Raw genomic sequence first — 13,244 nt, forward strand, 5'->3', positions numbered from 1 at the left:
CTGGGGGGCTTTTGGGACGATATGGCGCGCAAGTGTGGCTTCTTGGTCCTATTTTTCCTCGCTCCAGGCGCCCGGGGCGGCGAGATCGGGCGATCGGCGGTAGACATCCCGAAGGAATTGGTAGTTGACAGTTTGGGCCAGAGGGACGTCTTCCTCGCCAAGTTTGGCGAAGAGAAGGATATCCCGAAGCGTGCGCCAGCGGCTCTCGTCGTAGTCCCCGATCCGGCCGCCCGTCGGAAGTACCAGCGGGCGCTGCTGCTGCAGCTCAAATTTCAGTCGCTCAGGGGGCAGCTTGGCCGGTCCGGCGCCAGCGAGAACGGGCACGCTCCGTGCATAGTCCGCGTAGGTGAACTGCCATCCCCGAATGACGCCCTGAAGGACATCGGCAATGATGGATGGCTGTTCATGGACGAGGACATTGCTCGCGAAGTAGACCAAGCCAGGAACATGGATCCCGTAGTCTTGCGGTTTGATGACATTCAGCTTTACAAAAGCCGAACTGGAGGGATCCGGTTGCTCGTCGATGGCTGCGATGACGGCATCCACCTCTCCGGCCCGCAGAGCCTCGAAGCTGTCGCGATCGGGCACCTTGGTAATCTGGCTGCGGGGAAGGCCGAGCTGCGCCATCATGGCATCGAAGACGACGTCTCCCTCGCTCGCTCTGCGGTACCCAACCCGCTTTCCGACCAGTTCAGCCGGCCGCCGCAAGCCCGAGCTTTCGAGCGTGAAGATCGCGACGGATGTATCGAGGAAGCTTGCGGCAAACGCTGTGACGGGAGCGCCGCGCCAGCTTGCCAGCAGGAACTTTTGGCCGCTCGTCACGCCGATGGCATGTTGACCTGCAACAATCTGGACGAAGTTCGGGTCGGGTTGGGCCGCCAGCTCGATGCGGGACGAGAAATAACCCTGCCTCGATGCTGCGAGATCGCCGGCAAAGCGCGCCCCATATGGCCCGTCCAACAAGAACTTGACTGCGGCGGCCGTTGGGGCCGTCGGCGCCCGTACTGGAGCCACATCGGGACTAAGAAAGAGGAGCGCGGTTCCGACCAAGGCCAAGCCGGCAAGGCCAATGGCGAGGTAGCGCTTCCCTCTCGACCGGGTTCGCCGCCGAGACTGGGTTCGTGGCAATGAGAACTTCCTAACGGGTTGCGAAATTTAACATATCAGGCGAGGCGAGATGAGCTACAATACAGCTTGTGGGGTAAGGTTAATTTTTCCTTCGCCTTGTTTTATCAGCGATTTTGACCGATAGCACGGCTTGTTCGGGTAATGAATTTTGCGTCAATGGGTTTGGCAGGATGACGATTCTTTCCACTCGACCGGTACCCGTCGCTGATTCTACGACGGAAATCCGCGTGGTCGCGCCAGGTGCGGAGACGGCTACAGGCTTTGCGCCGAGCTGGATGCGACCTGCGATCGTCGAGCGGGCGATGGCTGTCGTTGATGCAGCGCTGGTTCTGGTCAGCGGGATCGGCTGCGCGGTCGGCTATCACGTCGTCACCGCGGGCACGCTGGGCAAGACGGATGTCTATGCGGCGGCGAGCGTGCTGGTTGCGATCAATTTCGTGCTGCTGACGGTGGTGCAGCACGGCTACCGCCTGAAGAACATCACCAATCTCCCCCGCACGTTCCGGCTGACGCTGACGACGTGGACCGGGCTGTTCGGGGCGCTGCTGGCGATCGCCTTCACGATGAAGGCCAGCGAGGAGTTTTCGCGCGGCATCACGATCTCGTTCTACCTGGTCGGCCTCACCGTCCTGCTCGCCTGGAAGACTTTGGCGGCGCGCTGGACCGCTTATGCGTTGCGCACCGGTGCCTTCGCCAACGGCCGCGCCATCATGATCGCCGAGTTCGGCCTCGCCAGTTCCTCCAACGCGGTCGACGACCTCGGCCAGCACGGCTACCGCCTGGTGCGGGTGATGGAGATCCCGGCCAAGGACCTCGCTTCGCCGCTGCTGCTGTCGCAGCAGGCGCCGCGATTCGAGGAGCTGATCGCGTTCGCGCGCGAGCAGCGGATCGAGCACGTCTTCCTGCTGATGAACTGGAGCCGGCAGCACGCGATCGACAGCATTCTGGACGCGCTGAAGATCCTGCCGATCCCCGTGCATCTGGTGCCGGACCCCAACGCGGCGCGGTTCCTGCGCTATCCGCTGGTCTCCACCGGCAACACCTTCACCGCCGAGCTGCGCCGCGCGCCGCTGTCCTGGAAGGAGCGCGCGCTCAAGCGGACGCTGGACCTCGTCGGCGCGAGCGTTGCGCTTTTGGTGTTCGCGCCGGTGATGCTGGCGACCGCGATCCTGATCAAGCTGAGCTCGAAGGGCCCGGTGCTCTTCCGCCAGACCCGCCACGGCTTCGGCGGGCGCGCGTTCAAGATCTTCAAGTTCCGCACCATGCGCGTGCTGGAAGACGGCTCGACGATCAAGCAAGCAGAGAAGAACGACCCGCGCGTCACGCCGATCGGCAAATGGCTGCGCAAGACCTCGATCGACGAGCTGCCGCAGCTCTTCAACGTGCTCAAGGGCGACATGTCGCTGGTCGGCCCCCGCCCGCACGCGGCCGCCCACAACGACGAATATGAGCAGATCATCGGCAACTACGCCTTCCGCCACCACGTCAAGCCCGGCATCACCGGCTGGGCCCAGGTTAATGGTTATCGCGGAGAAACCCGCACGCTCGACCTGATGCAGAAGCGCGTGGAGCATGATCTGTGGTACATCAATAATTGGAGCTTGGGATTGGATCTGAAAATCATGCTACGAACCGCGTTTAGCATGCTTCACACTTCCGCCTACTAAACACGGCCGGCATCGATCCCCGGTCTTATGCAGATGAATCGACGTTTCATTGTAGCGATCGGACAAATTCCGCCGCCGACAGACGGCCTTGCCTATATCACTTTGGAATACGTGAAGCTCCTCAGCGAGGATCACGACGTCAAGGTTGTAAACATTTCGCCAAGAGTCGGTAAGCGCGGACTCGCTTACCACTTCTTAAGAACAGTCAGCGTGCTCCTTGCCTCGATGCATCTGGTCTTCAATACGTGGCGCGGAAACCGCATCTGCTACATGCCATGCCAGAGCGATTTCGGGGTCGTGTATACAATCTATCTCTTGACGGTGGCCCGGCTGCTTGGCTATCCGACTTATCTACATCACCATAATTTCGGATATATCAACGAGAAGCGCCGCATGATGGAGATTGCCCTCCATGCGGCTGGCTCGAAGGTCATGCACATCTTTCTTTGCGAGCGGATGCAAGAGCGCTTCGGTCACACATATTGGAAACCGCAACGAGCGATCGTGATTTCGAACGCCGCGTTTGTATCGCCCCAAACTGGCCGAGGTCTGCCCTCGCATGGCGTGCCCATCAAGATCGGACTGCTGAGCAACCTTAATCGCGAAAAAGGACTTCATCTCTTTCTCGATCTGTTGCGCGCGGCACGTGACAAAGGCTTAAACATACGAGGAACGCTCGCCGGCCCGGTGCGCGAGGCGGATGACAGGCGCATTATCGAGGCCGCACAGAAAGATCTTGGCGATCGCCTGAGCTATTCCGGCCCTCTGTACGGCGATGAGAAAGTCCAATTTTACGAGTCCATCGACGTGTTCGTGTTTCCGACGACTTATGCCAACGAGGCTCAGCCAACGGTGCTCTACGAAGCCCTAGCGGCCGGCAACCTCGTGATTGCGTATGAGCGCGGTTGCATCGCCTCGCAGGTCAACGGCCATGGCTTAGTCATACCCAAAGATCAGTCCTTTATACCGGCAGCCATATCTTGGCTTCAGGAATTGAGATCCGAAGGCTTTGCTCAAAGACGTACGGCAATAGCCCGGCACTCATTTGGAATTCATGACATAGAAAGAACTAGAGCAAAGATCGCCTTCTCCTCACACGCCGATGCGCAAAACGATTCCCGGACATGAAGATCTCGATTTGGCACAATATCATGTGGTCGCGCTACAAGGCGGCCGTATTTTCATCCGTCTACCGTCAAGCGAACGTAGCAGACGCCGAAGTGCATGTTTATCAGATTGCCGAAACTGATACTAATCGCACTACCCTGTCGCCGATAGACCTCAGCTGGCATAAGTATCCCTTCGAACTCCTCTTTAAAGGCGCTTCTTCGGACATTCCCCGTGCAAAACTGCTGTCGAAGATGGCTCGCCTGACTTGGAAGGACACGGCCGATATCACTATCCTCTCGGGATATGAAAAGCCCGCTGTATGGTTGCAAGCGCTGATACTAACTTTGAAGCGGCACCCATTTGCTTTGTTTTGCGACTCGACCTTGTATGATCAGCAGCAAACGTTCCTGAGGGGCCTCTGCAAGCGCATCATTTTCAATTGGGCCAACGGCATTTTTTGTTATGGAGCCCGAGCTTCAGAGCACGTCATTCGTTACGGCGTGCCGACTGAAAGGATCTTTATTCGCTGTCAGGCCGCGGCACTGCCCAAGAACTACGGAGCGGAGGAAGCGATTAGGATGCGCATGGAGTATGCGGCACCGGTCGGCGCTCCACGCTACCTCTATGTTGGCCGGCTTTCGCCGGAGAAATCATTGGACCACCTGCTCGAAGCGTTTTCGGAGGTTCTGCGCGCCAAACCAGAAGCAAAGCTTGTGTTTGTCGGAAGCGGCCCCTCCGAACCAGATTTGCGGACTCGAGCTGCCACGTTGGGAATTGAACAAGGTGTAATGTTCGCCGGGTCGAAATCCGGTCCCGAACTGTTTGAAGAATACGCGAAAGCCAGTTGCTTCGTACTGCCAAGCCACAGCGAGCCCTGGGGACTGGTCGTCAATGAGGCCCTAAGCTATGGCTGCCCCGTAGTAGTCAGCCATCGCTGCGGGTGCGTTCCTGAGCTGATTGATGAAGGAAGGACTGGATTCTCGTTTGAGTGGGGAAATATCAGGCAGTTATCAGAACGTATGAAGACCGCACCAGATGTATTCTCAGATGTGGCGGTGACGGCGAGAACCTGCCTCAAGCACATTGAACCGTACAATCCTGATAATGCAGCAAAGGCTATTTTGCAGGGCTGCTGGATGATTTATGACAGAAGCCGGAATAGCAGATCTTCCCTAACCACCAGAAAAGTCTAAAGGTGCAAAAGGTCTCGACAAGAGTTCGGTCTCACCTGACCCAGCCTAAAGGCCGGAGCTATCTCCTCATCAGGTCAATCGCCTTCAGCGCGTTAACGAAGGCGTTCGGCTTTCTCGTGATCTTTGCCTGTTTGCCCTTGGCTGCCCTGTCTCTCACAGCCGATGAATACGCCGCCTTCAACTATTCGATGGCGGCGACCACGACGTTTGCGATCGTTTTTACTCCCGTGGGCACTACCTTCGTTGTGCGTTTCGCTCATGCATCGAATGACCGGATAGAGTTGCGGCGGTTGGCGCAAAATTCGCTAGCTATTTTCATGACGCTCGGGCTTGCACTTGAATTGCCGGCCATCCTCTTCGCGTATTGGCTATCGCCCGCTGAGTTCAGGTTGTCGATTGCCGTCTGTGCCGCAGCGTTCGTCGCGACCGCCACCTTGTCCTGGGCGGAAGTATTCCGGTTGGGGGTTCGGCAGGACCATATTTCAAGCGCGTTCGGGTTAGCCAGCAACGCAACAATAATTCTCATTTTCGGATTATTACACCAATATGAGGGGCTTACGTTCGCACGCGTGCTCACTGTCTACTATTTTTGCCCGCTTTGCTGGGCATTAGTGTCGTTCCTTCAGGTCTTGTTCTCAACTGGAATCAGGTTTCGTCTTCAGACGGATTACGATGAGTGGAAGCGAACGATCTGGCATGCGCGGCCCAATGTCGTAAACAGCGTTTCTGACTACATCAAGCTATATGGGGCGTCCTTTGTCGCCTTCTATTTGTCCGGTGCGCAGGCATACGGGGCATTCTCCACGGTTCAGCTCCTGATAGCACGGCTAAGTAATCCACTCTCCCTTATAGCTCGTCCCCTTATTCCAGCGTATGTGGACGCGATCGCCCGTGGTGATCTGCGGTGGGTAAGATGGCTGAAGCGGGCTAGCTCTATTCTGTGCCTCGTTGCTTTTCTTGCGGTACTTCTTGTTGTGCTTGTGACCGCCGTCAAGCCGCCGGGAGACGTTCGCGTAGGTGTGGTCGCGCTCCACGGGCCGGAATCAACTTGGTACTCGGTTAGTGGTTTTCTGTTGTTTGCTTCGACGTCGTCACTGACACTGTTGGCAAGTGTCTATCTTGCTGAACGGCGGATGGGAGTGTTCAGCAGAACATGTCTTGTTGCTAATGTCGCATCGGTTCTGGTTGGCGGCTTCGCGACTGCTTGGATCGGGCCAATAGCCATGCTTGCGAGCATCGCCGCGGGAAGTGCCATCGCTTCCATTTACCTGACGTGGCGCTTTGCAACATTCCCTTCAAGCAAGTTGAGCGCAAGATGACTAAATTTGACAGGCTTCTTAATTCCAAGTTGAGCGATCTTCAGTTTTCACCGGCATGTCCCGGCGTAGTTATCGATCAGCTCCCGATCGGATACGGCGGACAATTGTCGAGACGACTTCTTGGATTAAAGATCGCTCTTATTGTCGATCGCAAGGCTATCTTCCTGTCTCACGAAGACCCTCCGTACGTTCAGAGTATGGAGCCTGTATACGTGGCTAAGTACGACGAGCGTACGGCTGCGAACGCTCCTCCGATCGACTTGAGAGACGACTCTCACGCAGCCCCGCTTGTTAGATTCAACTATTTTGATGTTCAAAGGTCGCTGAGCGCTGAAGGCCTCAGCGTCGAGAGATGGGCAAAGCAAGAACTTGCCCGGAAGTACGAGCTCTCAAGCAGCGACTTGGCCGAGATCGATGGGTGGCTGCTTTCCTGGATCCGTTTTCTTCCGGACTTCCGAGCTCGCTTTCAAGAAGACCTCATACGCCTCGGAGTCACGACGAACACACTTGGAGTGCACCTGAGACGTGGTGACAAGCGGGTCGAAACACCTTATGTACCCGCTTCATTGATCAATAGCGCAATAAGCACAATTTACCAGAAGTGGCAGTTTACGAGCATCTTCGTCGCTAGTGACGACCCACAGGCGGATTCAGCGATTGTCGCGCCGATGGGAGTCGACGTGATATTTGATCGTGCAGAGAAGCGGTACAATAACGCCAACCATAAGATGTTGATGGCGAACCCAACCATCGCCGCTCAAGAGACCTATGTCGCATTCAAGAACCTGCAACTGCTGGCTTCCTGCGGAGGAATCGTAGGCCAGGACAATGCTCATTTCGCGGCGATCGCAGGAAGTCACATTCTATACAGAGATGGACACCCTGACCGAATCATTCTCCTCGACGGAAATATTGCTCGAAAAGAGTCGTCGATGATCAAGCTTCAGTACTTCATCAAACTGAGGGCGAGAGCCATGGCGAGACAACTCCTACCGGCGCAAGTAGTTCGAGTTATTAATAGAATGACAAACTGATCTGGGGAAAGTCCGTGAAAACTCGCTTTCTTCTTTTCATCATCGCCTTGGTTGCCATCGGTCAAAGAACTGCCGCGGCGAATCCAGACGGATCTTCGATTCCGGCGGAGGTCACGACTCAGGGCTACACGCGCGTAATCTTCCAAGACGATTTTACGGGCTTGGACTTGGACACTCCAGGTAAGCAGGCCAATACCTGGTACAATGCACTATGGTACCAGAATCCGCGTCCCGCGAGCCAAATCCAGGCAACGGACGGCATCCTGACAATCACGACACCGCCTGGGAATACCGAGACGCCGATCACCACGGTTCCTAGACGGGGCGGTGGGGGCGTCACCTTTCACCACGGCTTTTTCGAAGCGCGGATGAGATTTGCCAATGACGATCTCGACTGGTCAGCGTTCTGGCTCTTCAGTCGTCCGCATTCGCTAGGGACCGACAACGATCATTGGTGCGAAATTGACGTGTTCGAAAACTTCGGCCCAAACCTTTTTGTTGGGTCGGTACATGACTGGACCAAAAAGACGCACGTACGAAACACTAACGCGCGCTACAAATTCCCGCACAACGTGGATTTTTCCACTTGGCACAATTATGGGCTCTTGTGGACGCCAGAGAAATTGACATGGTTTTTCGACTCGGTCCCGGTGATTGAAGCAAAGCCGCCGGAGATATGCGAGCAGCAGGACATGTTCTTGATTCTAGGATCTTATAAGCACAAGGATGGACCACAGCACCAATTGGATGTGGACTGGGTCCGGGTGCTATCCCGATAAACCTCCGACATATTCGCTGGAGCAGAACTAAGTGCAAATCAGTTATATTTCTAGAGAGGAGCCAGGAACGCGGGCTGACGCGCGCCTTTGCTTGATGGCTGGAGCGACAGACGGCCTGATTTTTCTGTCTTATATGTTCGAAATTGATCAGTCGATCTACTACAGCGCGACGATCATCGTGAAGTTGATCCTGCTCTTACTTCGCCGAAAGCCTGCTACGGAGGCCGCGCGCTGTAGTCTGCCGTTCCTGTACGCCCTCCTTCTCGCAGAATTAATTTCCGCGGTCGTAAATGAAGTCGAGCCCATCTCCTCCGTCAGAATTCTTGTTTTCAGCGTCAACCTCTTCATCACTCTGAACTTTGTCAGCGTGAGTTACTGGCGCGGCCTGGTCCTCAGCACGGTCGTCAACGCATCGGCGTACCTCGCGTTCGCCACGAGAGGAAGCGTCGGGATCGTCTATGGCCGATATCTCTATTTCTCCGAGTCTCACCCAAACCTCGGCGCCGAGATCTTCTTCGGTGGTGCGTTTGCCGCATTGCTAACGAGGGCACCTCGCCTATCGCTGTTTGTCGTACCTCTATTCTTTGTGCCGGCGTTCCTAATGCAAGGCCGAGCTGCGGAGCTCGGCATCGTCTGTGCGGAGGCCATCTTGGGTTGGCAGAGCCTGAAACGGGTTCATCATCTTGTGCGCGTCGCCTTAGTGGTACTGTCATTATTTGTGGTTATCGCCGTCCTCCTGAACAGTGATCTCTCCGGCTTGGCCAACAAGGTATTATTGCTTGACGATAGTTATCGAGGCGAGGGCACGGGCGCGTCCGGCCGCGGGCGGTTTTGGGAAAATGCGCTGGAAATGTTCATCCAAAACCCTTTCTTCGGCGCAGGGTCTGACTTCGTCACTCGGTTGCGGTCTATACAGCCACATAATTTCTTTCTTTATCCACTCGCCTACTACGGCTTTATGGGACTGGCGGTCTTGGCTATATTTGTACAGAGATTTGGGGTTGTGACGCTGTACGGTGGCGCTGCTGCGCTTTACCTGGTGCCATTCGTGCCGATGCTGGCGTTTAATGATCGCTTTGTAAATCTGAACGTCTACCCGACCGTACTCTTTCTGTACGTCTTTTACCAATATCCCAGATCGCGCTTCAATCTGAACGCTGCTGCGTTGCACGCCCCTATTAAGCGAGTTACTAGCCTTATTCACCCAAGTATGAAGCAGATAAGTGACAAACATTAGCCCTTCAACCGAGTCTTCATTCCAGCCGGCGGCTCCCATGTCCAGTCATTCGATTACCTCACAATTCTTTCCCGAGGTGCAGGCCGGAGGGTTTACGCGGATCGACGGAACAATCGCGTTTTATCAGCGCGTGAATGCGCTCGTTGATAAGAATTCCGTTGTTATTGATTTCGGTGCAGGTCGAGGGGCAGGTCAATTCGACCCTGTGTCAGATTATCGACGATCACTTCGTACGCTCAAGGGAAAGGTCTCGAAAGTGATAGGTCTCGACGTAGACCGCGCCGTAATGACCAATCCGTCGCTGGATGAGGCGCACGTCCTAGACGAGCGTGGATGCGTTCAACTCACCGATGGCGTGGCCGACCTGATTGTCTCTGACTTTACCTTCGAGCACATTGCCGACCCAGAAGGCTCGGCGCGTGAGATCGAGCGGCTACTCAAGCCAGGCGGCTGGATCTGCGCGCGTACGCCGAATAAGTTCGGTTACATTGCCCTGGGAAACAGGCTTGTGCCAGAGAAGGTAAAGCATGGCGTCTTATCTACTGCTCAGCCTGACCGGCTCGAAGAGGATGTTTTTCCTGCTGTGTACCTCCTCAATACGCGCGCCGATCTATTGAAGCACTTCCCTCCGGCGCGCTTTGAACACTTTGTCTACGGCTGGGATGCTGAGCCGGGGTATCACGCCAACCGCCGCTCAATTTATCGCGCGTTCCTGCTACTGCATCAGTTCACGCCGCCAAGCTTAAAAACGATGCTCATGATCTTCATCCGCAAGCGACAAAATCAACCGTACGCCGAAGGCATTAAATGAAATCGTTTCTCAAGTTCTGGTTCTATTTGATCAATTGGACCCGTATTCACGATTCGATTCTGCTTGCACCTTTCGAAAAGCGGGATCGGATTATTTACTTTGCGAAGCGCTCTGGGTCGGTGAATTTCGTTGAGACAGGATCGTACCATGGAGACACTTCCAAGGAACTAGCGAGGATCGTGGACCGCGTAATTACGATTGAGATTGATCCGGCCAACGCCGAGGTGGCCAAGAACAATTGCGCCGAGTTCAGCAACATTTCCGTCTTCTGTGGTCCCAGCGAAGATATCCTCGGAGGGCTGATTTCAGGCTTAGCCGGCCCAACGCTATTTTGGCTCGACGCGCACTATCAAATAGGAATGACGAAGGGCAAAAGCGCCTGCCCGCTGTTTTTGGAGTTGGACATCATATTCAACCATCCGCGGATCAGTCCAATAATCTTAGTAGATGACGCCAGGAAATTTCTCTGGATCAACGGCTGGCCTTCTCTCGCTTCGGTTCGCCGATTTGTCGAGAGCCGTGGATATAGCTTCCGCGTGTCTCACGATATGATCTGCATCGGCAAGTTCTCTATGTGAGAGGGAAAAAAGCGGTCCGCGCAGCTCGGTCGCTCATCCAAGCGACTTTGCGGTTACCGGCTGCGGAGAAGCTGAGAATAAACGTAGACCATCGATCCATCGCCGTGCAGGCGTCTCAATGAACAGAAAAGAAATGTAGGCAAGTCCAAGAATACTCGCGTAACAGGCCATGCCTATGACGAGCATCAAACCGGTTTTCGCGTGAAGGATCTTATCGCCAATCGCGTTCATAAAGAGCAAGATGAGAATCGAATGCCACATATACATTGAGTAGGTCAGCTGTCCGAGAGGGCCAATCTTCCTCACGATGGGACGCACCGAGCCTTGCATATCAGCCGCAACTGCAGATCCGGCTACGACGTACACCAACGCCAACACCAGGACGTGCGAAACTCCCGTAGTCATAGCGGCCACAAGGAGCAACAGCGAAGCTCCTAGACAGCTTGCCGCGCGGGGAATCTTCCGTAGGGCATCTCGCCAATAGAACATTGATGAACCAATCGCGAAGGAAGGTAAGGCTCTGAACGCCGGCCACAATTCGACCCATGATCTGCTCGCCGTGGTTTCGACGAACGAGTCGAATATCACGGCCCCAACCAAAAGAGCTCCGGCCCCCATTGCAAGACCAGTTCTCGAGTAAAACCCCGCCCATGCAAGTGCCGGAAATAGCAAGTACATGATCATCTCGGCCCCAATAGACCATGAGACCGAGTTAAAAGTTAAGCCGTTGTCACATTCGACTATTGCGTGCAGAAACAGCGCTGTTTGAGCGATGCACCGGGGTTGAAACGAGGGAATGTGATTGGCGGCCTTGCCAAGCATGATCACCCCCCCCCAAATGAAAATTGCGACAAGTAAGGTCAAGAGGTGAAGCGGCACCAGCCGCCCAATTCTGCGCTGCATGAACGTGCAATAGTTACGAATAGTCCCAACCCTGTCGTGATATACGTAGGCAATCACAAACCCTGACACGACAAAGAAAAGATCTACAAATAAAGCCAACCCCATCGTGTGCTCCGGAAGGACTTCTCGGTATTCCGCCGGCAGAAAAAACTCTATCGAGTGATGTGCTACGATGCCAACCGAAGCAACAAACCTTAAGAGATCGAGATTGAGAAGTTCATCCGATGATGAACGAAGGCGAGGAAGGAAAAACACAATCAGCTCTCAGCAGTTAATAAAATTGGCGATTTGGGATTTGCACGTAAAAAGTGTGTTGCAGGCTGGCTAAGCTCGTTATTTTTGAGATAGCGAGTAACGGAAATTCGGTACTTTGGCCATTGTGCCGAGAATAGTGTCTACCCTCTTGTAACCTTGAACACTGAATTCCTTGCAACGGTCGCTTTGATAGTAGCAAAGCTTTACGTGGATTAGGCGAGGGCAGTTGTTCCTAACACTCACGACGTGGTCGAGAACGTCTGGATTGACCACGTGAGCTCTGGCGACAGCTTCTACATCGAGACAGGGTCGGTTAAGAGCATCTCGGATTATGGCTGCGCCGGCCTGCTCGGCCGGGCTCTGAATCGTGAATTTCGATTGACCAGATGTTTGAGCAGATAGCGGACCGGGCAGACAGACCACGATAAAGGCCGTCCAAAGCAAAGCACGATGGCGTTTCTGGTCAGAGTGATGCATCATTTCACCGCCATGGTCTTTCAGGGTTAACGACCCCGGGCACGCGAACTTTTGCGCCATTCTGTTCCAACCTCTTGGCAAAGGCCTCCCGCGGGAGCGGGTCGAGCGGCTGCAGGCTTTGCAACAGAATCTCTCGTTGATTCCAGCCAACATTTGTCAAAATGAAAGCTGCCTCGTCGAAAAAGCCGCTGTCCACCAACGCCGCAAATTCCGAGACTACCTCACTCTGGACGACCGCGCTCAGGAGCGGAAAGATCGCGAGCGCCAGCCGACTGCGCCGAAGGACTATCCATCCATCCAGCGGCGCTGCAAGGTAGGATTGATCGAGATACTTGACATTGTCGGGCCCGAACCCACTCCGCGTGGTCTTCAGGGAATAGAGCATCAACCACAGAAAGGAATCAGTCGGGTTGAGCGAGAGGGAGGATTTAACCGCTGCTTCGGCGATACCTATCTCGCGGTCGGCCTCGCCCGAAGTCATGCGTAGCGCAGTCTGTTCGGCCAAGCTCACCGCAACAAGAGCTCGAGCGAGCGCGAATTCTGGTTGGATAATCAATAGCGTCGAGGTGGCGCTCATCTTCGTCTGCATATCCGCCAGCGCGCCGGGCCGGAATCGCTCATCTGCAATGATGCGAGCCGTGATGTCGCGAGCTGGAGCTGTCGCTCGGAAGGAAGCGAGTGCCGCTGCTGACCAGAGCGCCATCAGCGCGCCGCATCCGATTAGGGCTCCGCGGACCCACAGCCGGCCTAGCC

General features: G+C 55.2%; 12 protein-coding genes. 9 read left to right on the forward strand and 3 right to left on the reverse strand.

Annotated elements, in window-relative coordinates:
- Nucleotides 1-48: 48 nt before the first annotated feature.
- Complete coding sequence (locus RPS27_RS38585) at nucleotides 49-960, reverse strand: ABC transporter substrate-binding protein (RefSeq protein ID WP_313755053.1); 912 nt, start codon at nucleotides 958-960, stop codon at nucleotides 49-51.
- Nucleotides 961-1,430: 470 nt separating this feature from the next.
- Between RPS27_RS38585 and RPS27_RS38590 the strand changes: the two genes are divergently transcribed.
- From RPS27_RS38590 to RPS27_RS38630, 9 genes are read left to right on the forward strand one after another with little or no spacing between them, the layout of a single operon-like run.
- The gene (locus tag RPS27_RS38590) at nucleotides 1,431-2,795 is read left to right on the forward strand and encodes an undecaprenyl-phosphate glucose phosphotransferase (RefSeq protein ID WP_313755054.1); all 1,365 of its coding nucleotides are present in this window, start codon (nucleotides 1,431-1,433) and stop codon (nucleotides 2,793-2,795) included.
- A gap of 33 nt (nucleotides 2,796-2,828) precedes the next feature.
- Complete coding sequence (locus RPS27_RS38595; protein ID WP_313755055.1) at nucleotides 2,829-3,923, forward strand: glycosyltransferase family 4 protein; 1,095 nt, start codon at nucleotides 2,829-2,831, stop codon at nucleotides 3,921-3,923.
- Nucleotides 3,920-5,098 carry a glycosyltransferase family 4 protein gene (locus RPS27_RS38600; protein ID WP_313755056.1) on the forward strand — a complete coding sequence of 393 codons (1,179 nt, stop codon included), beginning with the start codon at nucleotides 3,920-3,922 and terminating at the stop codon, nucleotides 5,096-5,098. Before RPS27_RS38595 ends, RPS27_RS38600 begins: the two co-directional genes overlap by 4 nt.
- A gap of 2 nt (nucleotides 5,099-5,100) precedes the next feature.
- Entirely contained in the window at nucleotides 5,101-6,417 is a 1,317-nt protein-coding gene (locus RPS27_RS38605; RefSeq protein WP_313755057.1) for a hypothetical protein, read from the forward strand.
- Complete coding sequence (locus tag RPS27_RS38610) at nucleotides 6,414-7,451, forward strand: hypothetical protein (RefSeq protein ID WP_313755058.1); 1,038 nt, start codon at nucleotides 6,414-6,416, stop codon at nucleotides 7,449-7,451. Before RPS27_RS38605 ends, RPS27_RS38610 begins: the two co-directional genes overlap by 4 nt.
- Before the next feature lie 14 nt (nucleotides 7,452-7,465).
- Nucleotides 7,466-8,230, forward strand: coding sequence for a glycoside hydrolase family 16 protein (locus RPS27_RS38615; RefSeq protein ID WP_313755059.1), 765 nt, complete (start codon nucleotides 7,466-7,468; stop codon nucleotides 8,228-8,230).
- Nucleotides 8,231-8,261: 31 nt separating this feature from the next.
- On the forward strand, nucleotides 8,262-9,467 hold the full coding sequence (locus RPS27_RS38620; RefSeq protein ID WP_313755060.1) for an O-antigen ligase family protein: 1,206 nt from the start codon (nucleotides 8,262-8,264) through the stop codon (nucleotides 9,465-9,467).
- Between the two features lie 37 nt (nucleotides 9,468-9,504).
- Nucleotides 9,505-10,278, forward strand: coding sequence for a methyltransferase domain-containing protein (locus RPS27_RS38625; protein WP_313755061.1), 774 nt, complete (start codon nucleotides 9,505-9,507; stop codon nucleotides 10,276-10,278).
- Nucleotides 10,275-10,856, forward strand: a complete 582-nt coding sequence (locus RPS27_RS38630) for a hypothetical protein (protein WP_313755062.1) — start codon at nucleotides 10,275-10,277, stop codon at nucleotides 10,854-10,856. Before RPS27_RS38625 ends, RPS27_RS38630 begins: the two co-directional genes overlap by 4 nt.
- Before the next feature lie 33 nt (nucleotides 10,857-10,889).
- Here the strand turns inward: RPS27_RS38630 and RPS27_RS38635 are convergent, their stop codons facing one another.
- Both RPS27_RS38635 and RPS27_RS38640 read right to left on the reverse strand, forming a co-directional pair.
- Nucleotides 10,890-12,014: an acyltransferase gene (locus tag RPS27_RS38635; protein ID WP_313755063.1), complete on the reverse strand. Its 1,125-nt coding sequence runs from the start codon at nucleotides 12,012-12,014 to the stop codon at nucleotides 10,890-10,892.
- A 481-nt stretch (nucleotides 12,015-12,495) separates the two neighbouring features.
- The gene (locus RPS27_RS38640; protein ID WP_313755064.1) at nucleotides 12,496-13,194 is read right to left on the reverse strand and encodes a hypothetical protein; all 699 of its coding nucleotides are present in this window, start codon (nucleotides 13,192-13,194) and stop codon (nucleotides 12,496-12,498) included.
- Nucleotides 13,195-13,244 lie beyond the last annotated feature (50 nt).

Origin of the sequence: Bradyrhizobium sp. WYCCWR 12699, from assembly GCF_032144035.1 — a bacterium.
GTDB lineage: Bacteria > Pseudomonadota > Alphaproteobacteria > Rhizobiales > Xanthobacteraceae > Bradyrhizobium.

Excerpts from the sequence above, each read along its gene's own strand:
- RPS27_RS38640 (WP_313755064.1), bottom strand. The coding sequence starts at position 13,194 with ATGGCGCTCTGGTCAGCAGCGGCACTCGCTTCCTTCCGAGCGACAGCT.
- RPS27_RS38610 (WP_313755058.1), top strand. The coding sequence starts at position 6,414 with ATGACTAAATTTGACAGGCTTCTTAATTCCAAGTTGAGCGATCTTCAG.
- RPS27_RS38625 (WP_313755061.1), top strand. The coding sequence starts at position 9,505 with ATGTCCAGTCATTCGATTACCTCACAATTCTTTCCCGAGGTGCAGGCC.
- RPS27_RS38595 (WP_313755055.1), top strand. The coding sequence starts at position 2,829 with ATGAATCGACGTTTCATTGTAGCGATCGGACAAATTCCGCCGCCGACA.
- RPS27_RS38590 (WP_313755054.1), top strand. The coding sequence starts at position 1,431 with ATGGCTGTCGTTGATGCAGCGCTGGTTCTGGTCAGCGGGATCGGCTGC.
- RPS27_RS38630 (WP_313755062.1), top strand. The coding sequence starts at position 10,275 with ATGAAATCGTTTCTCAAGTTCTGGTTCTATTTGATCAATTGGACCCGT.
- RPS27_RS38600 (WP_313755056.1), top strand. The coding sequence starts at position 3,920 with ATGAAGATCTCGATTTGGCACAATATCATGTGGTCGCGCTACAAGGCG.